The sequence below is a fragment of the Leptospira abararensis genome (assembly GCF_016918735.1).
GTDB classification, from domain to species: domain Bacteria; phylum Spirochaetota; class Leptospiria; order Leptospirales; family Leptospiraceae; genus Leptospira_A; species Leptospira_A abararensis.
Map to the genome: position 1 here is coordinate 1 of NZ_JAFFPR010000023.1, position 26200 is coordinate 26200.

Genomic DNA, 26200 nt, shown 5'->3' on the forward strand with positions numbered 1-26200 from the left:
AGTAGATTTTTAGATGATGCAACGGCTAGGGTTTCGAGTAGATTCTTACGTGATGCAGTGAGGCACTTCCCATAATTGATCTTATGTCGCATAGCAGGCGGTATGCGACTTGAGTGTACTCGTACATCCTTTACAGTTTTGTCTTTGGAAATGTCCAGACCAAACTTACGATGCAAAGTTCTACGAAACTTTTACTGTTCCACACAAACCAGTTTCCAACTGTTGTTGGCACATCCGGCATTACCCACTGTCAGAAAAGTTCCTATGGTTTTATTAAGGTGATTCCCATTGGAAACATTTCCTGCGCTATCAGTAAAATTGGAGCAATCATTGGCATTGTTTGTCCAATTTGCACTCAAACCAGTAGCAATTGTCGATGTCCCACTGACTGTGGTTGAGACCTCATTCGTCAGATCTGCAGTAAAGATTCCACTGGAGGTTGTCGTACCAATCATGATGAACCCATCCGTCCTTCTGTATTCTTTATTCGGTTTGAGAACCCAGTCCGTTTGTTCTGCCGTACCACCAGTTGCACAATTGGCTGACGCACAAGCAATGCGATTTGTTCCATCGGCAACGAGTGCTTTGTAAGTGCTAGTACTACTAGAAGGTTTGTTTACGTCAGAAGCACATTGGCTATCAAGTCCTGAAATTCTAGCATTCAGAACGGCATAAGAATTTGAGACAAATTGTGAATATGAAAGATAATTTTAGGGAAAACCCAATGAATCTTCGGAACATTCCTTCTTTGTGCACAGAGATTTCCGCTACAATCGATAGATTTGGGAACAAAAAACTTAAAATTGATAACAATGCCAAAATGATCCTTATTTTGTACCACAAGATTAGGTTGTATTTGGTTTCTCGGTCAGTCTGCTTCTGGGGGACTTACTACCCCATTTTTCGGGATTTTCATACGATAGCGAATGTTATCTTCACACTCCAAATGCCTGTAAGAGGAGAGAGAGGGGATGGTTTTGTCCGTGATTTCGCCACGATCGAGGTCGTATTCCCAGTATTTGGTGAAGTTCCCTTGCCAATCATAAGGAACCAATTTTTGAAAAACAAACTCCCGATCCGACAACAATTTAGTATGTTGAATCTCTAAGTTTAAATTCCCTCTAAAGAAGTTAGGAATGGGGAAAAAGTACAAACACCCAACCAGTAGGATTTCTTCCTGATATTTTGTTTTAGGTGTTAGTGGCAAAAAAAAAGGTTCTTGGGACCGAGCCAAGGGCAGAGGGTAGATACGTAACGAGTGTTTTGTTCCTTCAGAATGGGATTCAAAGGTAAGCGTTACAGGAATCTCCTCTACGATTCCCATCGTTTTGTCTTTCCCACGAACCAATCGTAGAACTAAGTAACTCTCTTTATCTGCCGAAGAAGTAGGAGATATGTCGGGGTCATTCTTTTGATTGGACCGAAAAATCATACAATTTGAAGAATATAAATGGATAAAAAAAAGTAAAAAGCCAACAGTAACTTTAGTCAAACTTCTTGATTGCATTTACTTTAGAACCATGTTAATATCACTTATGGTATACTACTTAATTCTCACAACCATTCCCGTAGCCATTGTTTCGGCTTTTTTTATCCATTGGTTTACCTTACAAGAAGAACCAAATCCTCTCAAACGTTTAGAACATTCGCGTGGTGTTTATTTGGGATTTTCCTTTCAAATCCTGCTATTTGCTTGGTTATTATTCCAATTGGGACATGCAAGATTCTCTTATCCTTTATATGCCATTGGATTTTCCTTTTTGGGAGATTGGTTTAATTTACAATTCCCCATCGCAAAAAAACAAATGAAAGATCCGGTTCTTGGGGGAATTTTTAGTTTTGCCATTGCCCAAGTTTTCTTTCTGTTATCGTTTTGGAAGTTAACCAGTTGGGATGAGTTGTATACCGGCATTTTACCTTATGGGATCACTGGCACTTTGTTAGTCCTCCCGGCTCTAATCTTTTATTTCCGAGTCTATAATTCACAAAGGTCTAAATGGGTGATGGCTTCTGCCTTTGTTTATGGGCTCATCCTCTGTTTTTTTGTTTCGTTATGCTTTAACGCCTATCTCGCATTTGGTGGAGTTTGGATTTATTTGGCCATTGGAGCAGGATTCTTTCTTCTTTCCGATGCAGTGATGGGAGAAACCACGATCAATGGAACAAGACACCCCAAATGGGAATTCCAAGTTCCTTGGGTCACTTACCTAATCGCACAAAGTTTTTTACTCGTAGGTTTCTTTTTAGTCTCTCATACAAGACATTTGGTTTAATCTAAAGAATTAGGTGTGATTAGGTTTTTTAGAAATTAATTCAGGTTATTTTGACCATTCATTGTTTGGTGAGACAAGTTTAGATTGTTCCCAGGCAATGATCATTCGTTTTCGGTTTGGATCCCACCGATAACCACCAAACAGACCTGATGTTTGGATGACACGATGGCAAGGAATGAGATACGCAATTGGATTTTTCCCGATGGCAGTCCCCACGGCTCTTTGAGCCGATGTTTGCCCAATGGATTCGGCCACGTCCCCATAAGTACAAAGATTACCTAGTGGAATTTTTAATAAGGATTTCCAAACTTTTAATTGGAATTCCGTTCCATAAACATATAAAGGGATGGGAGTTTTGGGGATCATAAATCTTTGGAAGTAGTCTCTTAATTTTTGGTGTTCTGATGATTCCCCTTCCTTCCAATCTGCATAAGGAAATTCTTTTTTCATTTCCAGGATCCCTTTCTCATATGAATCTATAAACTGCAGTGATTGGATTCCCCTTTCAGAAGATACAATTAAGATGTTTCCAAACGGAGAAGGAAATACTTCGTATTGTAGAATGAGTCCCTCCCCTCCCCGTTTGTATTCTCCTGGGGTCATGGCTTCCAATTTAACAAAAAGATCATGTAATCGTCCTGTTCCCGAAAGTCCTAAAGAGTAAGTTGTATCTAAAAGTGTAGATTCTTTTAACAATCGTTTGGCGTGAGAAATTGTGACAAATTGTAAAAATTCTTTGGGGGAAACACCGGCCCAGGTTCGAAATACCCGTTGAAAATGAAAGGGACTGAGAGAAACTCTTTCGGCCAACTGATCCAAATGGGGTTGGTCTTCAAAGTGTTCCAATACATATTCGATAGAGTTTTTGATGATTTCGTAGTGTTTGTGATTTGCATCCACAAGGAAATCTTAGCGGATTTAATCTCTGCTGAAAACCCGATTCTTGCGATTTCTTAAAATAAAACACAAATTGTTTGATTTTTTTTCATAAAACCCCACCCTATTCTATAAGAACAAAAGTGTCACTTCCTTTGGATCCATTCCCCGTACTTACCGCCTTACAATCCATAGTTGATTCGATTCAAATTAATCCCGTTACCATTTTGGATGCACCTCCAGGTACAGGAAAAACCACGGCACTACCCACAGAACTTTTAAAGAAGGGGGTATCTTTTGGGAAAAAAATCTGTATTTTAGAACCGAGACGAATTGCGGCCAAAAACGCAGCCAAACGTATCAGCCAATCTCTGAACGAAGATGTGGGAGAAACAGTAGGATACCGAGTCAGATTCGATACAAAAGTGGGTAAAAAGACAAAACTTGAGTTTGTCACTGATGGAATTTTAACAAAGATTTTACTCACAGACCCAGAGCTTAAAGACTATGGTTTGATTGTTTTTGACGAATTTCACGAAAGAAGAATGGATTCGGATTTATGTTTTGCTTTGGCGAGAAGATCCCAAGAAGTGTTTCGAGCGGATCTAAAAATACTCATCATGTCCGCAACCCTAGAAGGTCAAAATTTTGAATCCATAGGAATTCATTCCAAACCCATTCGAGTCAGCGCACAAACACATCCTTTGGAAATTTTCCATATGGGAGATTCCAATAAAAATACAAATCAAAGATTGTTGGATCTTGTTCCTAAAGCCGTTGAACAGACGGAAGGTGACATCCTTGTTTTTTTATCTGGAAAAAAAGAAATCCACAACTTAAGAAGCGGATTGGAATCGATTCCGCTAATCAAATCGAATGCCGTAGTTATGGGTTTATTTGGGGATATGGATTTGGCAGACCAAGAACGAATTTTTTTACCTTCACCACAGGGTAAAAAAAAGATTATTCTTTCGACTAACATTGCAGAGTCTTCTGTTACCATCCCTGGAGTCCGTGTGGTTTTTGATTCTGGCTACCAAAAACAAGCTCTTTTCGATTCCGATTCCGGAGTTTCACATTTAATCAAAACACGAATCAGTTTGAGTAGTGCCAAACAACGCGCAGGACGCGCTGCCCGAGAAGGAAAAGGTGTTGTGTATCGCCTTTGGTCCAAGGAAGAAGAAAGATCATTTCTCGACCGAACAAAACCAGAAATTCTCGACGGGGATATTGATCGTTTAGTTTTGGAAGTGAAGTCTTGGGGGGAAGAAATTCAACAATTACCATTTTTAGACCCACCAAACAAAGGTTCAGTGATAAAAAGCATCCAACGTTTGCAACTGCTCGGATGTTTGGATGAGAAAACCAACCTTACCAATCTCGGAAAAGAATGTTTGCGTTATCCCCTTCCCATTCGACTGGGAAAAATTCTGGCCATCCTACCAAAAGAAAATGAAAATCTTATCGCCGACATTGTTTCATTAGTGGGGAAAGAAAATTCTGGTACTGAGGCAAATACTTTCCCCAATGAAATTTTTCCCTCCCAATTTTCGTATGAGTTACGAGCTGTATATGATCAAATTTCGCGTATTTACAGGGAAAAAACGGATTTTTCGATGTTGCAACCAGGAAAGGACCGCCTCTTTTATCTAGCTTCTGGATTTCCGGATCGAATTGCCAAAGCAAAGGTTCTAAATGAAAAAAATTTCAAACTTTCGAATGGAAAACTAGGAATTTTAAATACAACCTCCATCCAAATTCCAGAATTTATAATCGCACTCGATACCTTTTCCTTCGGCCAAGATCTTTATATTACCCATTTCCTTCCTATAGAGGAAAACCAAATGGAAAAATATTTCTCCCCTATCATTGCCAAAAAACTTGTTCCCGAAAAAAGGACAAACCAACGAGGAGAATCGTTTCTTGTTGTCAAAGAAGAAATGAGTTTAGGCGATTTGATTTTAGATTCTAAAGAAACTAAATCTTCCAATCCGACTGTACTCGGTTTGGCGCTCGAGGAATACTTAGCTAAGTTTCCTTGGGAAGAGGAATGGAAAAAAGATCTAGAACTACAAAGTTTTTACAACCGAGTGAGGTTTTTAGAGCGCCATGGAGTTTTAGATACAAATACAGACATGAACCATTTGAAACAAAATTCTAAAGAATGGTTATTCCCTTTTATCAATTTAGATTCAGGAAAATTATCATTAGACAATCTTCCTTTTTTCGAAGCATTTAAAGCCTATGTGGGATACGAAAAAATAGGTCTCATTGATTCCCAAGCCCCCATATCCCTTCAAGTCCCTTCCGGCTCACGGATTCAATTAAATTATGATGGCCTGGAACCAGAGTTACACGTCAAATTACAGGAGTTATTTGGTCTAAAATCTTTGCCAAAATTGGCGAATGGAAAGGTGAGTATTCTCATCCATCTACTTTCTCCTGCGCGAAGGCCCGTACAAATCACAAAAGATCTAGAAAGTTTTTGGAACCATGGCTATCATGAAGTAAAAAAAGAATTAAAAGGAAGGTATCCAAGACACCCCTGGCCCGATAAACCCTGGGAAGCCATTCCTACAAAACATTTAAATCACACCAAACGTTCGTAAGTAGAGACCCATCCTTTTTTATTCACAAAAAATTTATTCTTACAATTAGGGCAGAGGTAATCCCCCGCAAGTTTCCATCGAAGAAGGGTTTGGCATTCAGGGCAATGGACGGTTTTTTCTTCTGATTTGGGAGTGAGTTCGTTTGCGGGAGTTTCACTTACGATTTGCGATTCTAAATAATGAATACAATCCGATTCTGTTGGATACAAGGAAATAAGTTCGGAATTTTCGTTTGATGTGGGTATTCCGAGCCCAAACCCGGCCACTTTTGAGCCCGTTTCTCGACAGCGTTCTACAATCTTTCTAACAAACTCCCAGCCTACTTCTGTGACTTCTTCGACTTGTGAAAAATCAAGGCAAAAAAGAGAGGGGGAAAGAGTTTCCTCCTTCAGTTTTAGATAGAGTTCGGAGCCAATTTCCGCAGAAAAGGTTCCCGCTAGGCGGAAAAGAAGTGATTTCAAACAGGTTTTTCCTCTTTTCTATTCTTCGGAACAGATTCTGTATTTACAAGGAATTTTGTTCCAAATACCCTTATTTATCAGATATGAAAACGATCCCGAGACGATACTGGGTTTTTCCTGTAGACATACTCTTTATGTTTTTGTCGTATTTTCTCGCACACCTTGTGCGTTTTGAAAACATAAGATTTTTGGATAGTTATCCTGACTTTTGGGTCTGTGCCACTATCGTAGTTGTCTCAAGGAGTATAGTTTTTCTTTTTTCAGGAATCTACAGATCCCTCTGGTCCTACGCCTCGTTACATGATCTTCTTGCCATCATCAAAGCCACTGTCCTTTCTTCGTTAGTTTCGACTCTTGCCCTTCTTTTCTACAACCGGTTCTACCAACTCTCTCGAATGGTACCCATTCTCGACACACTCATCCTTCTCGGATTTTTATGTTTAAGAAGTTTGAGCTGGAGGATGTTACGAGAACAAATTTTCAATTCTGACAAATCAAAACGCGGCACACCCATCCTACTTGTCGGAGCAGGAAAACTAGGAAGTTCCTTCTTAACAGAGATTAGACGAAACGTGGATTTAGACTACCAACCCATAGGATTTTTGGACGACAACTTATCCAAAAAAGGTGGTTACATTCAAGGAGTTCCAATCCTTGGAGCGACGGATGAAATTGGTAAAATTTTAGTTCGGTACGGTGTGAAAAAAGTAATTATGACGGTTCCGCAGCCGGATGGGCGAGTGGTCTCAAAACTCATGAAAGAGTGCGAAAGTGCAGGCGTGGATTTTAAAATCCTTCCTACTTTCGGAGAGTATCTTTCAGGAAAACCTAATATCACACAACTGCGCGAAGTACAAGTAGAAGATCTTTTAGGAAGACCTACTGTGGATTTAGAAATTGAATCCATTCGCTCTTATTTAGAAAAAAAAGTAATTCTTGTGACAGGTGCTGGCGGTTCGATTGGTTCGGAAATTTGTAGGCAAGTTGCCCTTTTTAAACCAAGTGTTCTCGTTATTTTAGATGCCGCAGAAACTCCGTTATATGAAATTGATTATGAACTGAGAAAAAGTTTTTCTGACTTACAGATAGACATTCGCCCAGTCATTGCTGATGTAAAAAACCTTTCTCGTATTTCTGCGATTTTTGAAGAACACCGACCTTCCGTTGTTTTCCACTCTGCGGCTTACAAACATGTTCCTATGATGGAAATCAATCCATCAGAAGCAGTTCTAAACAATGTGATGGGAACAAAGAACGTAGCAGACGTTTGTCGCCTAATTGGTGTGGAACGATTTGTTTTAATTTCCACTGACAAAGCGGTAAACCCTGTCAATGTGATGGGAGCCTCCAAACGGGCTGCAGAAATTTATTTGCAACATATCTCCCAAAATTCCAGGACTAAGTTCATTACTGTAAGGTTTGGAAACGTATTAGGTTCCAATGGAAGTGTGATCCCCCGTTTTCGTGAACAAATCAAGCGAGGTGGTCCTGTGACTGTGACTCATCCTGACGTCATTCGTTACTTTATGACCATTCCGGAAGCCACACAACTAGTGTTACAAGCCGGAAGTATGGGCGAACACGGTGAAATTTTTATTTTGGATATGGGGGAACCTGTAAAAATCCTTTCTCTTGCGGAAGAAATGATTCGTTTGTCTGGATACACTCCACACAAAGACATTGCCATTGAGTTTTCTGGCCTCCGTCCAGGCGAAAAATTATACGAAGAACTTCTCTTAAACCAAGAAGGAATTAAAAAAACCCACCATCCAAAAATTCGGATTGCGGCACCTTTGGAAAACTACAACCTCCTCCTCTTTCAAAATAAATTGAACAGGTTGTTTTCTTTGGCAAAGGCCAATAAAAATAGAGAAATCTTTGGAGCTTTCAAAGAGATTATTCCCGAATATAAAGTCCACGACGAATACATCGAGTGGGAAACATCACATGGTAAAAGGAACTTATGAGCGAAAAACTCACGCAGGAAGAAATCACAACATTACGTGAGTTTAAAAGAGATTTATTTAATCTCTATTGGGAACGATTTGGAGTATTTTATATTCACGTAATGCCACATCCAAAATTAGAAATTGGAAAACGTGGATTACTCAATGCAGAGAAAGAGTCCGGCATTGTACTTGTGTTTGGTGACAAAGCAGTAAAAGTTTTGGATAGTAAACCAGACTATTTATTTGCAGAACTCCAATTTGGTTCTGCTTGGGAACCAACAATGATTCCATGGGATGCTGTCTTTCGAATTTATGATAAATTTCAAAACTCGGCCACACAACTTCGGTTTCTCCAAGTGGAAGCAGCTCCCAATGCAGAAGAAATAAGCGCCAAACCAAAAGTAACTAAGCCGGAAGTGACAGGAGATGGAAACGTGATTCGAGTTGATTTTGGAGGGAAACGAAACGAATGAATTTTTTTACCATCACTCGAGGAGATCTCGACGGTTTTTTTGGTCTCATGGTAGACAACCTCATCCAACTTCTGGTTCTTTCCGCCCTCTGTATCGGAGTTTGCGGGTTCCCACTTGCCTTTATCACTGCTGTTGTTTTGCCAGGGGCTGCCGTTTCCTTACTTGTAGGAAATATATTTTATGCCTGGCAAGCGTGGAAACTAGGGCAAAAAACCAAACGCACAGATGTTACAGCCATTCCTTATGGAATCAATACGGTCTCTCTTTTTGCTTTTGTATTTTTTGTTATGTTCCCCACCTACCAAGCTACAGGTAACTATGTAGCTGCTTGGAAAGCGGGACTTCTTGTATCTTTTGTTTCCGGATGTATTGAAGTGATTGGTTCTTTTGTTGCCGCAAAGATCCGTAAATACACACCAAGAGCCGCTTTACTTTCTGCCTTGGCAGGAATTGCGATCACCTTCATCTCTATGGATTTTTTACTCCGCACTTTTGAAAGACCAATTATCGCCTTTATCCCGTTAGGTGTGATTCTATTACAATACTTTGGGAAGGTTCGTTTCCCTTTTGGAATTCCTGGTGGATTACTTTCTGTTGTCCTTGGGATTTTATTATCTTATTTGTCTAGTTTTTGGGGAGATCCTATTTACAAACCAGGAGCCATCGACAGTGGGTTAGAAACTTTAGGATTCTACTTTCCCCAACTTTCCTTAGGTCCTCTTGTCGAAACTTTAACATACGCCAATATCAAAGCTTATTTTTCTGTGATCCTTCCGATGGGAATTTTTAATGTGATTGGTTCTCTTCAGAATATAGAATCTGCTGAAGCCTCGGGTGATAGTTTTGATACCAAAACTTCCTTACTTGTAAATGGCCTTGGCACACTTGCGGGAACTGCTTTTGGTTCCCCATTTCCGACTACCATCTACATTGGACATCCAGGTTGGAAGGCACTAGGAGCTAAACATAGTTATTCGGTGCTTTCTGGAATTTTTATGACTATCGTTAGTTTATTTGGACTCATGGGACTCATCCAAGCTTTAATTCCGGTGGAAGCGGGAATGGCAATTGTCCTTTGGATTGGAATTGTGATTACAAGCCAAGCCTTCCAAGCTATTCCCAAACACCATTCCCCTGCGGTTGTAGTGGGACTTTTACCTGCCTTTGCGGGTTGGGCAGTCCTTATTATCCAAAATGTATTTATTTTCTTAGATGGGAAATTACAAACCACTTTGCAAGAGTTAGGTGTAAAACAGATAGTCCACTTTTCCTTATCAGACATCCCTCCTCATTTAAGTTTTCTTCCTTATGCTCTGAGTGGAGTGCTTGCTTTGTCTCAAGGGTTTCTCATCACTTCTATGGTTTGGTCGGCAATGGTGGTTTTTGTTTTAGAAAGAGAATGGGACAAAGCTGCGATTTGGGCATCCATTGCCGCAGTCCTTTCTGCGATTGGCTGGATCCATGCTTATGAATTGCAAGGAAATGCCATCCTCAATCGATTTACAGAACTTGCCAGCCTAGACTTCCCGATCGCCTATTTATCCCTTGCGACCTTATTTTTTTCAATTAGGTTCCTTGCTCCAAAGGGAAAAGCAGAGAAATCAGGACATTAATTTTGCTTGTAATCTAGGGCTCAAACAAGTAAAGTTTTAGTCTAAACAATAGGTTTCAAAAAAACCTTAAGGAGAACAATTTCCTATGACTTGGATCAAACGAATCGGTTTTTTCCTGTTAACCAATATTTTGATTATGACTACCATCTCTATCGTAACCACACTACTTGGTTCGATGGGATTTAGCATCCGTGCCTATGGTTTGGATCTAACTAGACTCATTGTATTCTGTTTAATGTGGGGTATGGCGGGATCTTTCATTTCCCTATTACTTTCCAAGATGATGGCGAAGTGGACGATGGGTGTCAAAATCATCGATCCAAAACAAGCTTCTGCACCAGAAATGGATGTTTATCGCCGAGTGCAATCACTAGCACAAAGAGCCCACCTTCCTATGCCGGAAGTGGGAATTTACGAATCTCCCGAAGTGAATGCATTTGCAACGGGTCCAAGTAAATCCAGTGCCCTTGTGGCTGTATCTACGGGACTTCTCAACCGTATGAATGCACAGGAATTGGAAGGAGTACTCGCTCACGAATTGTCACACGTTGCCAATGGAGACATGGTTACACTCACTCTCATCCAAGGTGTTGTGAACTCTTTTGCTATGTTCTTCTCTCGCATCATTGCCTATATCGCATCGAATGCGGTGAAAGAAGAGATGGCCCATATCGTAAGAATTGTTGTCACCATCCTTCTGGACATTGTGTTCTCGATTCTCGGTTCCATGGCTGTGGCTTACTTCTCACGCAAACGTGAGTTCCGTGCTGATGCTGGTGGTGCCAAACTTGCGGGTAGAGAGTCTATGATTTCTGCATTGGAATCACTACGCCAAATGGTGGAGATGCCAGAAGATCCAAGAGGAGAGGCTCTGGCTTCCCTTAAAATATCTTCCAACAAAGGGGGATTTCTTTCCCTATTTGCCACTCACCCAGCGTTAGAAGAAAGGATTCTCGCTCTCAAACAAATGAGATAGAATTGTAAGCGCTTCTAGTTTGTGAAGAAAAGGTCGGCTCTATGCCGGCCTTTTTTTATTGCAAAGCCCTAGTCATCTTTGGTTTCATCCTAATATGTCCATTGTTAAATCTAAGATTCGTACCATTCCCGATTACCCAAAACCAGGGATTCTCTTCCGCGATATTACTTCCCTTCTCATTGATCCAGAAGGATTCCAACTGACAATTGGAATGTTTGTAGAACGATACCAAAATGCTAAATTGAATAAAATTGCTGCCATTGATGCCAGAGGATTCATTCCTGGGGCAGCCCTCGCCTTCCAGTTGGGTGTAGGATTTGTTCCCATTCGTAAAAAAGGGAAATTACCAGGGGAAACTATTTCTGAATCCTATGCCTTGGAATACGGCGTGGATCATGTGGAAATCCATACAGATGCCATCAATCCCGGTGAAAAAGTTTTGATCATGGACGATTTGATTGCCACGGGTGGGACTCTGGAAGCATCGATCAAGTTGGTGCAAAGTCTAAAAGGTGTGGTTCATGAATGTTCTACGATCATCAACTTACCAGATTTAGGTGGAGCAAAAAGGATCAAAGATACTTATGGAATTGATGTATTCTCTATTTGCGAATTTGAAGGACATTAAGATAAAATTATAAGTTTTACCGAAAAACAAAGAGTTTTGATTAGGTTACAGATTTCCAATCATTACTCTTTGTTTTGTCCACGCGGATACTTACCTCGTTACCAAGAAAATTCCACCGAACGACAAATAGTTTTTTCAAAATATGAATCCCACGTCCCCCAGTCACTAACTTCCGATCCGATTCAATCGGACTTGGAACGAGTCTTGGATTAAAACCTTTTCCACTATCAATTACATAAACATCAATGTATTTACGAGATTCAAACACGTGTACGGTGATGATGTCATCTTCCCGTTTGCCTCCATGTTCTAAAGCATTGTCTAAAGTTTCATCCACAAGAATTTGGAACCAAAAACTATCCATAATTTTACGCCAGTTTCTTGAATCATAGAGACTCCAAAGTTTTTCTTTGATGAGTCGGGAGTGGGACCTTGTGGCAAGGATTTGGTCTTCAAAAATCTTAGTGGATCTTTCAAAGATAAAGGAAAAAGGATGAGTTAAATAATTTTCTGTAAAAGAATAATGAAATAAAAAAACAGTAAAACAAAAGAGAAACAACAGATTCACAAATAGAAAAAAATGTAAAAAGTATTTGGTTGTTAAAGGAATCCAGTTGGGGAAAAAACAAAGGGTGATAAAAAATACGCAGGTAAGGAAAGTCGCAATATAGATATATTCCATAAACTTTTGGATGGCAGGAAAATTATATCTCAGTTTGGCGATGATAAGGTAAGCAAAAGCTAAAAACGCAAGCACATAATAAGTGTTATAGTAATATTTCAAAAGAATTAAACTAGCCATTGGGTACACCTCGTTCAGTAGTCCCAAATCCACAAATAACAACATAATTCCCATTCCGAAAACAAAAGAACATATGACGACAAGTCTCGAAAAATTTCGAAAAAATGTAGGGAATTGTAATCCAAAATAAAGTAGGATAAAAGATTCAAATACAAGATATGTAGAAATAGTGTGGGGTTGGTGTAAGATTCGATTTTCTAAGAACAAACTATCACAAAGGATTGTCAAATCACCGATACAGAAAAAAGCCGCAAGGATAGAAAAACTTGTTTTCATTCTTGTCCGTGGATTCTTTCTAAATGAAACAATGCCGGCAATCAGTGAAAAAAAAGCAGTAAAGCCAAATATGATGGATTCAAACAAACTCATGCAAAAACAAAAAAAAATTCTCCTCTCCCCATTTCTCTTTGCGAGTACTATTTTATTTTTTACAAGTTTATTCCTAAGCCCACTTTACCCGGAAGAATACAGACAATCCATTGACGAAATTAAGAAATCTGTAGTCCAAATCCGCGTATTTTCACAGGCCAAAGACCCCTTCTCTCCCTGGATCTCTTCTGGAATTTCCGCATCCACCGGTTCTGGATTTTTAATTTCAAAAAATCGCATTCTCACCAATGCCCATGTTGTGTCCAACGCCAAGTTTATGGAGACCCAAAGGAACAACCAAACCGAATGGTATGAGTTAAAAGTTTTGTTTATCGCACATGATTGTGATTTGGCTCTTCTTGAAGTTTCGGATCCAGAGTTTTATAACGACAGTAATTACTTAGAATTAGGAAATTTGCCAGAACTTGCAAGTCCAGTCGATATTGTTGGTTATCCGATTGGCGGTAGTAAAATATCTGTTAGCCGAGGTATTGTTTCTCGAATTGAACAGTCAACCTATGCCCATTCGCAAATTGATAGCCACTTAGTAGTTCAAGTCGATGCCGCCATCAATCCCGGAAACTCTGGAGGACCCGCACTCCAAAACGGGAAGGTGGTCGGTGTGGCTTTCCAAGCTTCTACAAAAGGAGAAAACATTGGCTATATAATTCCCACAGCGGTGATCCAACATTTTCTAAAAGATATTGAAGATGGGATCTATCATGGGTACGTGGAGTTAGGAATCCAAACACAACCCTCCTATTCAGAATCTCATCGGTACTATTATGGAATTCCAAGTGCTGAAGAAGGAGTGTTTGTCACAAAAGTTTTAAAACAAGGATCTGCCGATGGCCATTTAAAACCAGGTGATTATTTAACTGCAATTGACGGACGAAAAATTGGTAAAAATGGAAACTTATTAGAATCTAATTCCATAGATTTTTTGGAAGTAGTAGACAATAAATTTGCGGGAGAAGAGATCCGGTTTGATCTTATCCGTGATAAGAAAAAAATAAACGTAAAATTTCCGGCAAAAAAAATGCCTCAAATGGAAAACCAAAGAGCAAGGTACGGAATTAATTACGACTACCTTGTATTTGGTGGATTGGTGTTTCAAACCGTTAACCGAGATCTGCTCGAAGCTTGGAGCAAAAATGGACAAACACAAGGTGGCAGTTTACTTGTTTACCGGTTCTATGATGCCACCACTCTTTCAGATGGGGAATCCGAAGATGTAGTTTTATATCGTAAATTACCTCACCCTATTAATTCTAATTCTGATTTTTATTTGAATATGGTAGTCGAATCTTTTAATGGAACAAAGGTAAAAAATTTAAATCACTTAAAAGAAATTTTACAATCTTCTAAGGATAAAACCATTCGAATCCAATTTTATGGAATCCAATTACCGATGATTTTAGACCGAGAAGAGTCAGAACGTGCTGACCTTGAAATCAAAAAAAACTACCACCTAACAGGAAACTAATATAATGTTATTTTTGAATCAACCCTGCAGATTCACCATCGTTTTTCTTTTGTTTCTAACTGGATCGGTAACCGGGAAATCCAATCCCGTTGCGATGACCGATGCCGCCATCCTTCAAGTAAAGGTAACCGTTCAATACCCTCACTTCATCCAACCTTGGAGGTTTAAAACACCTGAAATTCGCCAATCGACGGGAATTTATATTGGAGATAATAGAATTTTAATTCCAGCTCAAGCAGTTTATTTTTACACAAGTATTGAAATCAAAAAACCGGATGCTCTCAAAGTATTCACCGCAGAATTGGAAAGGTTGGATCCTGACTTAGGTCTCGCTATTTTAAAATTCAATGATCCTAATGCTTCTAAAGATCTAAAAGCCGTCACATTTCCTAATGAAGTTTTTTTGCCTGGAACAGGCCTTGTGATGGAAAGCAAAGACCAAAGGAATCTAGAAGAGAAAAAAATAAGAATGATTCGTTTGGATATGGATTCCTATTCCAGCGGTTATGTGGAACTTCCTTACATGGAAATCCAATCCGAAGAAAAATTAGATGGTGTGGGAGAACTGATCGTAGATGCAACTGCTAGAATTCCACAAGGAGTCCTTTATCAGTTTAAAGAAAACAATTCAGGAAGAGTGATTCCTGCTTTCACCATCAAACACTTTATAGACGGAAAAACCTTCCCATTCAAAGGATTTCGTTTCAAGCCACTGATAGATTCTTCCACTAGAAATTATTACGGACTTAGAAAAGATGATTTAGGAGTGCTTGTAGCAGAAATTTATCCGGGTTCTTCTGCCGACGGAGTTTTACAGTTAGAGGATGTATTACTTGAAGTTTCCAATTTCAAAATAGATCCTAAAGGTTACTTTGATCATCCCAAATTTGGAAAACTCAATGTTTCCTATCTGTTTCATAATACAAATGAGCCCGATTCCTCCTTTGGCAAAAAAATCAAACTGAAAGTGTTTAGAAACAAAAAACCTGTATCTCTTGAGATGGACTTAAAACCACTACCAGAGTCTGCCATTCGAATCCCTTATGGAAATTCCAGATTCCAGACTCCAAAATATTTAATGTTAGCTGGAATTATTTTTCAAGAATTATCGGAACAGTATTTAACGGAACATGGGAACCAGTGGAGAAATCGAGTTAGTAAAGAGCTTCTTTATCTAAACGATTTTTATCGTATCAAGCGAAATTCCAATGAAGGCAAAGTGGTTTTTTTATCACAGGTTTTGCCGCTCTCAGGAAATAAGGCCTATCATACTGCCCATCAAATGATTCTGAAATCAGTGAATGGAACCCCAGTCCAATCCTTGGATCAATTACAAACAGTGATAAAAGAATCAGGAGCACCTTACATTCATTTTGTGATGTCTGACGGATTTGAAATGATTTTCAAAAAAGAAGAAATCCAGACATTAAATTCAGAAGCCAAAAAAAGTTTCCAAATCCAAAAGGATTCTAATTTTTAGAATCCAACTTGGTAACTTAATTGTTTGGAAATAAGCAGAACCTTCACTAAAAACAATATGAGTATAATCAAAGTTAAGAAGATATACTCTTGTTTTCGGATGGTTTTGTCTTCATTGATGAGAAGCAAAAGAACAGGGATGGAGAGTGTAAACATTCGCGATACGTTTTCGTAAACTGACCAAAAATGATAGTACCCAGCGGTTCCTATCATAAACATTATCAGTAAAAAAGAAATACGAAACTCCCAACCCTTACTTACTTTGCCAGTAAAAGGTAAAAATAGTCCAAGAAAAAACAAAACAACAAGAGGGAACCTTGACAATAACCGAGCCAAATCTTTCCAACTTGTTCCACTTGCAAGTAAACGCCATATGGATTCCATATAAGAAATAAGACCTTCCAATGGCAAAATAAAGTCTGTGAGTCGACCAGGTCTCCAGTTAGGAAATCGATATGCCAAATACAAATGCCAACAAACAGGAATGATAAGAACTGACCCTACAACAATGATTCGTTTCCAATCTTTACGAAAAAGTGCAGCAAGGCCCACGGGAAATAACACAAAAAGTGCAGGTTCTTTGGTTAAAATCGCCAAACTCGATAAAACGATAAAAGGGAGGTAATTTTCTTTTACGTAATGATAATAAGCAATGATAAGAATGGATACCATCACCGAATCACTTACCAGTACATAATAACTTCCCAAAGCAAAGGGACTTAAGAGGTATAAAATGGAGTATGGTTTGGTTTCTTCATCTAAAAGTTTACGTAAATAAAAATAAGATATTAGTGTTAACGCAATATTCCAGAAATACATTCCAAAGATGGCAGCCGTTTTTCCAAAAAATCCAAATAATGCAATTAACAGAGGATAGCCGATTCTTGGTGCTCGGTAAGATTCATCAAAACCTTTTGGCCAATTTAAATGGAATTCAGAAAGAGGCCTTGAAAAGTAATAAAAAATTTGGCCATCATAACCTGCGCCCAAATCCCCTGCTTCTCCTTTGAATAGAACTGCTTTTTCGGGTGTTTCCACCTGGTTTTGTATAGCGAATTCATAACCAAAATTCACCATTGAGCTAGGATTCCATTCGTACTTTTTCCAATACCCTAGAGTGGATACACCCCAGATCAGGAAAAAAAATAAAACGGTGAGCCATTGTTTCGAATTAAAAAATAAAAAAATGGGGGATAAACGTTTTAAGATCATTTGATAACTCCAAATCAAGGATTAGGTAGTAAAATTTTAGGCTCTATCGAATTAGAAAAAATTGAATTATAGAAATGAGCACCTTCATAAGTTAGATGATGTGGATCAAAAAAGTATCGAACATCACTTACAACATCCGTATGATCGATAAAAGTTTGGCCTCTTGTCTCCAAGTGCGATTTTAAACGTGCGATCCAATCCTTTCTCCATTGTGAATTTTTATAAAATGCAAATTCAATTGGATTTTCTGGACTCATCACTAAAACAAAAGGAACTTTATGTTGGTAAAAATAATCAGAAATAATTAGTATCCGGTTGAATTCTAACCAAGGTTCGAAGGAGAGAGTATTTGCATTTTTTTTGGCTTCCCGAACAAAGTGTAACCTCCAAAGTTCATTCCTTGTTCCTGCATCTCGGATCATTCGCTCAAAGTAGTCAGCCTGAAAATCCGAAATAGTCATTGTCACCAAACGAGTGTCATCCCAATAACTTCCACGAGAATAAGATCTGTTTTCCAAGGTTACTTTTTTACAAAAAAAATGAGATAACCGAACACCAACTGACTCATCCCTACCATAACGAATTAGATTCACTTCTTTTGCCGAAGATAACTCAGACAAAACTTGGATTTGCACCACTGACCATTCTATGGAATTTGGGATCAAGGTGGCCCATTCCAAATCATTCCAACCGGCACGTTCAAAGGTTTTTTCTATTTCTTGAATAGGTTTTTCTTTCAAAATAGAATTTTGATTCGAATAAAAGCGAAATTTTAACTTTGTTTTAGCTTTTTGAAAAAAGATAGATTCTTTCGATTTTTTTTCAGAACAAAAAAGAGTTGCCGTTTCTTTTGTCCATCCTTTCGACCAAATCCCTTCTTTCGGTTTTTCACCTTGGTAAAGATGATACTTTCTTCCACTTCGGAAGTGGTTGTCTATATAAACCTCTATAGGATCCCAAAAGAAAACTCGGAACCGACTCACATAAAATAAAGATTTTGTAGCTAATCTGGAAATTGTTTTTCTAGGTAACTCTACCCAATGGTCTTTCAAATAGGTATTTGGATAGATAGTTTTTGCAGGATAACGATCTCCAAATTCTTTCACCCATTTGCCTTCGTTGAACTGGAACTTCCCTTCAATTGGTTCTTGGTATTCCCACTGCAAATCTGCAAAATTATGTATATAAACTACTAAATCTGGATTCGAATCCAAAAGATTTTCTTTATAATAATAAAGATCCGTCGGAGCCATGGCAACATGGGAAAAAAAAGAATACTTAGTTTTTGAATTTAATCTTTGATTCAATTCATCCGGTAGAACCGAATACAAAGCAACTGAACTTCCAGTAATGATGGTTCTATGTTCATCTCTCGACGATTGTAATTCTTTTGTTTTATGGATGAAATTATACCAAGGAGAGGAATCCCATTCAGTTTCATTGGGAAACATAAAATATAATTCAAAAAAAAGAAGCCGATCTAAAACAAAAATTCCACCTAGCAAACTACAGGTGACAATAAAAACCTTCCATTTCAAACCGAAACGTAATTTGTCTAAGGGTATTGTGGGATCAGTTTCCATTTTCGTAACAAAAGTTTTTTGGCAAATTGAATAGCTAGTTTCAAAACCTTACGATTGAAACTACTATTCGAAAAAATATAACGAATTGGTAATTCTTTTATGGAACCATCATTGTTTGCAACAATCGATAGAGCTTCCATATGAAAATCAAAGGCAACCGACTCTAATGGGTACTCTGCAATTTTTTGAAACATAGGCTTTGAATAACGTCTGTACCCGCTAGTGCAATCTCGTAAATTTGCGCCAAAAAGATTGAACACACCTTTTGACAAACAATAGTTCATCACCTTAGCAGCAAGCCAGGAAATAAACTTACGATAGATTGGAACATTTACCGTAGATGTTCTGGAACCGATGACTAAATCACAATTGGGAAAAGTTTGAAACTCTTTTAGATAACCTGCGTCATGCGATAATCCAGCATCCATTGTGATGACCCAGTCATATCCTTTTTCCACAGCATACTTCATTCCATCTTGGATTCCCTTTGGGATATGAGTATTTTTCTCATGCCGAATGACATGGAGACGTTTCCCAAATTCTTTCTGTAGTTTTGCCAAAATGGTAGGTGTGGCATCTTTACTGGCATCATCCGTTACAGAAACATCTGCAAACGCAATTGCCCCTCGAACCACTTCTTCAATGGTTGCGGCTTCATTATACGCCGGGATGATGACCAGTGTTTTGTTAGACATTCTACTTCCCAGCGATATTGAAAACGTCTTTGTTCGCTTCAATCCATTTGATCAGTCTTGTCACACCCTCTTTTGGCAAAATTTTTGGATTGAATCCGAATTTTTTTGCTTCTTTGATATCGCAGATAAAGTAACGCATGTCACCCGGTCTTTCCACCTCAAAAAGAATTTCTTGTTTTTTGCCTAGAATTTCGCCAATCAGATGGATACATTCCAAAAGGGAAATTTTATGAGGGCTCGCACCACCAATATTATACACACCAGGAATAGGGTTTTTAAAAAATTCTAAATAAGATTTGGCGCCGTCTTCTGCATGTAAGATGTCCCTTGTTTGTTTTCCAGTTCCAAAAATACGGAGTGGCAATCCAAATACAGAACGAATTGCAAAGTTTGCTACCCAACCATGGTCTTCACCACCAAACTGGCGTTCTCCGTAAATTCCAGTAAATCGGAAACTAGCGGCTTTTACGCCATACATATCTGTATATGAGCGAACATAGTGTTCGGCACTCATTTTGGATGCATGTAATGGAGAAATTTGGCCCACCATAGTCGGTTGTTCTACAGAAATTTCTACTGGTTGTCTTTCGTAGGAAGTTTTACCTTCCGTCAAAGTATCGTTAATCGAGTTTCCGTATACGTGAATGGAAGAAGTATTCACAACAGGGATTTTGTGTTTGCGAGCCGCTTCCATCACATTAAAAGTCCCAATTACATTCGTTGAAAAATCTAACTCAGGATCCTCCCAGGAAATTGTCATCGCAGGTTGTGCTGCAGTATGAACGATATAATCACAATCCGAAGAACGGTCCATTAAATGTTCTAAGTTTCGGATGTCACCTTTCACCATTGTGACACCAATCGATTTCAAATAATTCCAGTTATAATCACGAGTTGCATCCGAACCATATCCAGTCCGTTTTAATTCATATTTGGTCATGTTATCAAAACTAACAACATCCCAACCTTCTTTACGAAATAATTCACAAACATGGGATCCTAAAAATCCGCATCCACCTGTTACCAATACTTTATTCGCCATCGCGATCTTCTCCTAAGTAAAACTTTTTAGATAAAATCAATTTCATTATATGGATTAAATCTGAAATCATATCACGCAACCGGTATTCCACTTGCCCTACAGGTTTAAAATAAGATACAGGAATTTCAATACAACGCATATGAGACCTAACGATATCAATCATAAGTTCTAAAATAAACTTACGATCTTCTACAACCAATTGTGGTTTTACTCTTTCGTATGACTCTCGCCAAATAGAGAAAAACTGGCAATCCACATCAGTAAATCTTGGTTCTTGTCCCCACCAAAACACTTCTACTATTTTTCCCATAAGTAAATTTATCAAACGATAAAGTGGCCTGAGGTTTGAACCTTGTTCGATCATCTGTCTTGTGGTGCGAGTTCCAATCACCATGTCAGAATCTTTCATGTATTCTAACAATTTAGGAAAGTCTTTAGAACGAAATGATCCATCAGGAGAAACCACGACAATGATATCACCTGTTGTATATTCGATTCCCCTTCTCACTTGTTCTCCAAGTCTTGTGGGATCTCCATCACCGGGAAAAGTATAGGTTTTGACTTTTTCTTTTTTACTGAGAGTCAATGTATCATCTGTAGATTCATTATCGATAACTATGATTTCATTAAATTTATCTTTAAAGTCTACGATCACATCGGTGATGGATCTTTCGTTATTGTTTGTTGGGATCACTAAACTTGTTTTAAATTTATGGAATAAATCATTTCTTACTTCATACACTGCATGATAGTAATCCTGCATGGAGTTGATATTGAAGTATTCGCAACTTAGCATAGTTGCATAAACACCGCCCTTGGACTCTTTTGCCATTTTATCGATAACATCCGTTATCTCAATTACTCCTGATTTTGCAGAGGGGGGAGTTTTTTTAAAAAAATCAAAATACTCTGGAGTGAAAAAATAACTTCCCAATCCTAAAAGTTCATTCGGTGGGTTCTCTGGTTTTTCAACCAGATTTAGTATTTTATCATTTTCTAATACTACGGAATAGTTTTTCCGAATTCTCGAGAGTAAGGATGTTTTTACGACCCCGATGGATGCTGCCATTTTTGGGTGTTTGTTTAAAACTTTTAGAAAAACATCATGATCCGTTCGGTAATAAAATTCATCACCAAGGATCGTGAGAAAAGGTTCGTGAATGGTTTTTTCCAAACTTGCCACATCAGATGCCAAACCTCTTTGAGTCCAATCAACTGCTTCAATCACTACCTTTGGTAGAACCAAACGAATGTGGTCGATTTCGGCGATGATTTGTTCTTTGAGGTGGCCTACCAAAACATAGACCTTTTCGATTCCAAAAGTCTTGACCATTAGTTCCACATTGCGGTGGAGAATGGACTTTCCTTCTATGACGAAGAGAGGTTTTGGAATGAAACTGGTTCGGGGATATGCTCGGGTTCCTTTTCCGGCAGCCGCTATGACCCCAATTCTGATCTTTTTCAATGTAAAAGGAAAGTCTCTGAAACGAACACCTGGGTCAATTAGAAAAGGTTCGTTTCCACCGATAGAATTGTAAACCTTCCCGGGACTGGTAACCTTGGAATGGCTCCCAACTGCGTTTGGAAGGATTCCAGGTCCATTCTGGGTTCCTTGTTCCCAGCCCATTCAAATGAAAGCCCCAAATGCCTTCCGTTGTCATCTGTGGCGCTTCAAAAAGGACAGCAACAGAATTTCCCACGGTATGTTCTAGGACATAAGATAAAGTCACTTCTTTTCTGGTTCCAAACAGGGATTCAGAAAGGACAAAAAATCCAGAATCTCCCACTCCCAACCGAAACTGCAAATGGTCGCAATCGAACCTGCGTAGGAGTGCCATTTTTTTGCCCCAAGTTGCAGCGGCGCGGATTTGACAGGCTTCTGGGATAAGGAGGAAATCCGTTCCCTCTCTTGTAACTTTGCCGACAAATAAAATCTCTTCCCAGCCACGAGATTTTTGGAACCTAAGCTCCTGGGCGTTATAAAAAGAGTTTCCCTTTTCTGTAAAAATCTCTATCCCTAATAAAAGGTAGCCATTCTCCGTAGGTAACTTCTCGGAAAAATACAAACCGTCTAGAGACTTTCCAAAGTTTGGATTCGTCCAAAAGAAGGTTAGGGAAAAAAGACAGGGTACCAAGAATTTATGCATTTAAAACGACTGATCCTTTTTCCCTTCTTCTTTTTAACATCATTCACATCTTATTGCATTCCGTTCAATCCACAAACAGAAAAAAATGACGACCTAGTTCTACTTCTTGGAACCTATGCACTGATTGGAGCCAATTGTGTGAACGGAGCTGATCTTTGGGCCAGGGATTTAATCACACAAGCAAGCGTCTGTGTTCCTGTCGATTTAGTTAGTTCTGGAACCAATGTAGAAGTTTATAAAGAAAGATCTTTATCCGTAAATTACGATTTAGTTAAGTTTGCTCGAGATTTTGATACCATCACTTATCCTGCACTAATTGCGACCTTTGGTACACCAAGTGACATCGATGGAGATGGTAAAGTAAAAATCCTCGTTATGGACATTCGGGATGGTGCTACAGCAAACAGTGCTTACGTGGCTGGATACTTTGATCCCATGAATTATTTTCCAGACAATTTATTTTCTCGAGTTCGCTCCAACTATGCAGAGGTTCTGTATCTGGATGGGAAGGAACTGATAGCCGCTATTAACCACGACCCCAATGCTTTTGCTTCCACCGCAGCCCATGAATTCCAACACTTACTACGATACCCAAGAATGCGTGCTGCAAACCAAAACGACGAACTTTGGATTAACGAAGGTACAAGCGAAGTCGCAAGTGATATTGCAGGATATGGACCACAAATAAGTAGAATGGATTGTTATTCGGGAGTGAATGACTCGCGTTGTGCTGATGGGATCAACGGAGTATCACTACTCAATTGGGATAGCAGTGGTTCGGACATTCTAAAACAATATTCCTATGCCTATGTATTTATGCGTTATCTCTATGACATCTCTGGAACTACAGATACTCAAAGACAAAACTTTTTTAGAGAAACAGTGATCGGTGCTTCTGGTACAAGGGCAAACTCGACAGGGAATCTGATTAATGTTTTTAAAACCTCTGCCAATTTTGACTCCACCGCATTAGGTTCTCAAAATTCGGATGTATTCTTTCGTTTATTTGCCTTACTCAGTGCCCAAAGTTTTGGGATCACAAACCTAACTTCAGTAGAACAAGTCAATTCTGATGGTGCCGGATCAACCACGGTCAATTTATCTGCAGCTCTAGTAAAATATCCGTTGTCAACAAGTCTGACAAGAATTATCACAAATCCCGTTTCTCCCACTACCTCGAAAGGTACAATCAAACAAGGATCAACAAACTTTTATTATACGAACACGCCGATCATCTCTGCAGCAAATTCGCGCAAGAACTATGGGAGGATTGTGACGGCACCGTCGAAAGGAGTATTTTTTTGGGCTGATTCCCCTGCTGGTGTCAATGTTAGCTTCAAGTATATACAAACAAATGAAGAAGGAACCACAATGGTGATTCCTAAAAAACCTCGTTCGTTAAAATCGGTGATCGAAGAAAACCCTAATTCAGGACCAATCCCTATCTGTGGGATAGAATTTACAGATGATTCGGTTCATACTTCCGAAAGTATTCCAATAGAATAGAACGCATCAAACCACGATAACAATCCTTTGCCACATGTCCACCATCGGCAAACGCATTACAAGTGTATGATGGATCATTCTTTAGTTTGAGAATGGAAAAATTACGTTTTGCCGTGACTTCGTCAATTTCTTTCTCCCAAGTTTTGACAAGAGGTTCTTTTTCCATCAAAGTTTCAAAGTCTGGGGAAGAAAGGGGCCAAATAATTACTGTTTTGATTTTTTCAGTCTGCAAACGATTCAAAATCTTTTCATAAAAACCAAATTGCATAGGACTACGAACATAAGATGCAAATAACCAATCCAAAGTCCTATGGCTTGTCATTTGCAGAGAGTTTGAGTCCTTTTCCATATAATTGTCTATGGGAGAAAGCCCATTCCCATTATGAGTGAGGATAAAATCGTAAGTAGCCTGATGCATTCCAATGGCATTATCCAAATAAGGGTTTTTATAGTTCTTCCACATTTGGTCTAGGTAAGGTTTGTAAGTTCCCACAGCAAAAAGTTTGCGACCTATGTAAAAGGACACATGGTCTTTTCCAAACAAACTCAAGTTGGAAAGAACATAAGATAGATCAAAACTATAAGTTAGGTTAGAACTTTTGAATACCGAGTTATGGTTAAATTGATTTGGATCGGTTTCCATGATGACTAGGTCAGGTTTGATCCCCGCATCCAATACCTTCGTAAGTTGGAAGTCGTAATAAGCAGGAGTTGTTACAGCAGAAGAAAGATTATAAATATCCCAATCAGGATAAAAAGAAACAAGCTCATCATGATCGAAATAAAGTAGGCGCGAGGATCCCAAAATTAACATGATTTTTTTGGTTTTTGGAGAATGGACCCCTGGTTTTTCAGCAATCAGTTTTTCTAAAAAATCTGATTTTGCCTTATAGTTAACAGCCGTTAAATCGATCTTCGTAATTGTCTGAACATAGGGGATTCGAAATAGAGAATCAACTAAAAACAGAAATAGTAAAAGGATAAGCGGGTAAAAAAGAAACCGTGCCTTGAGCATATCTGAAAGGAGAAAGGAAATGGATTTAATTGTAAAGCGAATTGAGGTGACTCTCCCTTGGTTTCGACCGAGGGAGAGAAAAGTTTAAGCGACTTGTGTACGAGCGAGTTTGCGTTTCTTTTTAAGATTTACAAACCAGTCATCCGCATTACGAACATGACTTACCAGTTTCTTTACATACTCCCGGTTTTCCGGGTTCAAAATCTCGCGTGCTTCTTGAATGATTTCTTCCACAGTTTTTACATGAAAAGTAAAATAGCTAGTAAAGAGTTCATAATACTCTCTATCCGTATTCTCCCAATCCTTTGACTGAATGTCAGCGGAAAACTCAGATAACTGTGATATGTCGATTTCAGGTGTCGCATCAAAATGATTGTTCATCATTGCGATACGGTCTGTTATATCAGTTAATTTCTGGAAATACGTTTCCAATTCGGGATATTCCATCTTCCAACCCTCCTTAACAACCCTTACTTTTACCAGGATTTTAGAAAGGCCTTAGAGATCAAGGCTTTTTAAAAAATTTTGTGATATCTGGGTTTTCCTTAAGAAAGCCTTTTAAGTGTACGGCTTGCCCATCCCATGCTTCTTTTGCTCCCTCAATCCACACATCGGAACCTTCTCCATCCGGGAATCCGCCATTAACAATTGTTAGTTGCGACTGATTTGGCCCCAAAGATTCGAATAATAATTGTAAATAAATGTTTCCAGTAGGATCTGCGGGATGGTCTTTCCATTCCATAACCAATTCTTTGAGTGGTTCAATCTTTTTATAAATCCCATGAGTGGTGAAATCACCCTCGAGTCCCAATTTCCATGTCCAAGAGAAGTCACCATCGACCTTTGGTCTTCCCCTTACCTCATCAGCCAACCAATGGACTAACACCTCGTAGACGGTGATTCCCGACCACAATCGTTCAATTGGTTCATCAAAAGTAAATACTGACTTCGTTTCTCTCATAGACAGAGTAGTAAAGACTCAAGGTTCCTTTGGCAAGATGTTTTT

24 protein-coding genes are annotated in these 26200 nt (G+C 38.9%); 10 read left to right on the forward strand and 14 right to left on the reverse strand.

The window, feature by feature from the left end; all coding sequences use genetic code 11:
- Positions 1-191 precede the first annotated feature (191 nt).
- Together JWG40_RS07605 and JWG40_RS07610 are read right to left on the reverse strand one after the other, a co-directional pair.
- On the reverse strand, positions 192-665 hold the full coding sequence (locus tag JWG40_RS07605; protein WP_205285298.1) for a DUF1554 domain-containing protein: 474 nt from the start codon (positions 663-665) through the stop codon (positions 192-194).
- A gap of 203 nt (positions 666-868) precedes the next feature.
- On the reverse strand, positions 869-1492 hold the full coding sequence (locus tag JWG40_RS07610) for a hypothetical protein (RefSeq protein ID WP_232369250.1): 624 nt from the start codon (positions 1490-1492) through the stop codon (positions 869-871).
- Positions 1493-1520: 28 nt separating this feature from the next.
- Between JWG40_RS07610 and JWG40_RS07615 the strand changes: the two genes are divergently transcribed.
- On the forward strand, positions 1521-2273 hold the full coding sequence (locus tag JWG40_RS07615) for a lysoplasmalogenase family protein (protein ID WP_205285242.1): 753 nt from the start codon (positions 1521-1523) through the stop codon (positions 2271-2273).
- Positions 2274-2318: 45 nt separating this feature from the next.
- On the opposite strand, the gene JWG40_RS07620 is transcribed toward JWG40_RS07615, so the two are convergent.
- Positions 2319-3173: a methylated-DNA--[protein]-cysteine S-methyltransferase gene (locus tag JWG40_RS07620; protein ID WP_205285243.1), complete on the reverse strand. Its 855-nt coding sequence runs from the start codon at positions 3171-3173 to the stop codon at positions 2319-2321.
- A 119-nt stretch (positions 3174-3292) separates the two neighbouring features.
- Here JWG40_RS07620 and hrpB point away from each other — a divergent pair, with 119 nt between their 5' ends.
- Complete coding sequence (gene hrpB, locus JWG40_RS07625) at positions 3293-5758, forward strand: ATP-dependent helicase HrpB (protein WP_205285244.1); 2466 nt, start codon at positions 3293-3295, stop codon at positions 5756-5758.
- On the opposite strand, the gene JWG40_RS07630 is transcribed toward hrpB, so the two are convergent.
- Positions 5740-6219 (reverse strand): hypothetical protein, encoded by a 480-nt coding sequence (locus JWG40_RS07630; RefSeq protein WP_205285245.1) that lies wholly within the window; start codon positions 6217-6219, stop codon positions 5740-5742. The two genes, hrpB and JWG40_RS07630, sit on opposite strands and share 19 nt — an antisense overlap.
- Before the next feature lie 83 nt (positions 6220-6302).
- Here JWG40_RS07630 and JWG40_RS07635 point away from each other — a divergent pair, with 83 nt between their 5' ends.
- The 5 genes from JWG40_RS07635 (at position 6303) to JWG40_RS07655 (ending at position 11858) form a co-directional block, all read left to right on the forward strand.
- Positions 6303-8186, forward strand: coding sequence for a polysaccharide biosynthesis protein (locus tag JWG40_RS07635; RefSeq protein WP_205285246.1), 1884 nt, complete (start codon positions 6303-6305; stop codon positions 8184-8186).
- Positions 8183-8641, forward strand: a complete 459-nt coding sequence (locus JWG40_RS07640) for a ClpXP protease specificity-enhancing factor SspB (RefSeq protein WP_205285247.1) — start codon at positions 8183-8185, stop codon at positions 8639-8641. Before JWG40_RS07635 ends, JWG40_RS07640 begins: the two co-directional genes overlap by 4 nt.
- Entirely contained in the window at positions 8638-10254 is a 1617-nt protein-coding gene (locus tag JWG40_RS07645; RefSeq protein WP_205285248.1) for an NCS2 family permease, read from the forward strand. The genes JWG40_RS07640 and JWG40_RS07645 overlap by 4 nt, the downstream gene beginning before the upstream one ends.
- Before the next feature lie 85 nt (positions 10255-10339).
- On the forward strand, positions 10340-11230 hold the full coding sequence (gene htpX, locus JWG40_RS07650; RefSeq protein WP_205285249.1) for a protease HtpX: 891 nt from the start codon (positions 10340-10342) through the stop codon (positions 11228-11230).
- A 94-nt stretch (positions 11231-11324) separates the two neighbouring features.
- Positions 11325-11858: an adenine phosphoribosyltransferase gene (locus JWG40_RS07655; RefSeq protein WP_205285250.1), complete on the forward strand. Its 534-nt coding sequence runs from the start codon at positions 11325-11327 to the stop codon at positions 11856-11858.
- A gap of 40 nt (positions 11859-11898) precedes the next feature.
- On the opposite strand, the gene JWG40_RS07660 is transcribed toward JWG40_RS07655, so the two are convergent.
- On the reverse strand, positions 11899-12936 hold the full coding sequence (locus JWG40_RS07660; RefSeq protein ID WP_205285251.1) for an ATP-binding protein: 1038 nt from the start codon (positions 12934-12936) through the stop codon (positions 11899-11901).
- A 31-nt stretch (positions 12937-12967) separates the two neighbouring features.
- On the opposite strand from JWG40_RS07660, the gene JWG40_RS07665 reads away from it, so the two are divergent.
- Complete coding sequence (locus tag JWG40_RS07665) at positions 12968-14515, forward strand: S1C family serine protease (protein ID WP_205285252.1); 1548 nt, start codon at positions 12968-12970, stop codon at positions 14513-14515.
- Between the two features lie 4 nt (positions 14516-14519).
- Positions 14520-15995, forward strand: a complete 1476-nt coding sequence (locus tag JWG40_RS07670; protein ID WP_205285253.1) for a PDZ domain-containing protein — start codon at positions 14520-14522, stop codon at positions 15993-15995.
- Here JWG40_RS07670 and JWG40_RS07675 read toward each other — a convergent pair.
- Genes JWG40_RS07675 through JWG40_RS07700 form a run of 6 tightly spaced genes read right to left on the reverse strand, consistent with a single transcriptional unit; the run spans position 15992 to position 22673 of the window.
- Positions 15992-17206 carry an AZOBR_p60025 family cell surface glycopolymer formation protein gene (locus JWG40_RS07675; protein ID WP_205285254.1) on the reverse strand — a complete coding sequence of 405 codons (1215 nt, stop codon included), beginning with the start codon at positions 17204-17206 and terminating at the stop codon, positions 15992-15994. The genes JWG40_RS07670 and JWG40_RS07675 overlap by 4 nt on opposite strands.
- 14 nt (positions 17207-17220) lie before the next feature.
- Entirely contained in the window at positions 17221-18789 is a 1569-nt protein-coding gene (locus JWG40_RS07680) for a hypothetical protein (RefSeq protein ID WP_232369251.1), read from the reverse strand.
- The gene (locus JWG40_RS07685) at positions 18762-19484 is read right to left on the reverse strand and encodes a glycosyltransferase family 2 protein (protein WP_205285255.1); all 723 of its coding nucleotides are present in this window, start codon (positions 19482-19484) and stop codon (positions 18762-18764) included. Before JWG40_RS07685 ends, JWG40_RS07680 begins: the two co-directional genes overlap by 28 nt.
- A gap of 1 nt (position 19485) precedes the next feature.
- Positions 19486-20526, reverse strand: coding sequence for an NAD-dependent epimerase/dehydratase family protein (locus JWG40_RS07690; RefSeq protein ID WP_205285256.1), 1041 nt, complete (start codon positions 20524-20526; stop codon positions 19486-19488).
- Entirely contained in the window at positions 20516-21991 is a 1476-nt protein-coding gene (locus JWG40_RS07695) for a nucleotidyltransferase family protein (RefSeq protein ID WP_205285257.1), read from the reverse strand. The genes JWG40_RS07690 and JWG40_RS07695 overlap by 11 nt, the downstream gene beginning before the upstream one ends.
- 34 nt (positions 21992-22025) lie before the next feature.
- Positions 22026-22673 (reverse strand): hypothetical protein, encoded by a 648-nt coding sequence (locus JWG40_RS07700; protein WP_205285258.1) that lies wholly within the window; start codon positions 22671-22673, stop codon positions 22026-22028.
- Here JWG40_RS07700 and JWG40_RS07705 point away from each other — a divergent pair.
- Positions 22668-24179: a peptidase MA family protein gene (locus JWG40_RS07705; protein WP_232369252.1), complete on the forward strand. Its 1512-nt coding sequence runs from the start codon at positions 22668-22670 to the stop codon at positions 24177-24179. The two genes, JWG40_RS07700 and JWG40_RS07705, sit on opposite strands and share 6 nt — an antisense overlap.
- Here JWG40_RS07705 and JWG40_RS07710 read toward each other — a convergent pair.
- The 3 genes from JWG40_RS07710 to JWG40_RS07720 form a co-directional block, all read right to left on the reverse strand.
- Positions 24133-25194 (reverse strand): DUF1574 domain-containing protein, encoded by a 1062-nt coding sequence (locus tag JWG40_RS07710; protein WP_205285259.1) that lies wholly within the window; start codon positions 25192-25194, stop codon positions 24133-24135. The genes JWG40_RS07705 and JWG40_RS07710 overlap by 47 nt on opposite strands.
- Positions 25195-25278: 84 nt before the next feature.
- On the reverse strand, positions 25279-25641 hold the full coding sequence (locus JWG40_RS07715; protein WP_205285260.1) for a PLU-1-like domain protein: 363 nt from the start codon (positions 25639-25641) through the stop codon (positions 25279-25281).
- 58 nt (positions 25642-25699) lie between these two features.
- Positions 25700-26155 (reverse strand): SRPBCC family protein, encoded by a 456-nt coding sequence (locus tag JWG40_RS07720; RefSeq protein WP_205285261.1) that lies wholly within the window; start codon positions 26153-26155, stop codon positions 25700-25702.
- Positions 26156-26200 lie beyond the last annotated feature (45 nt).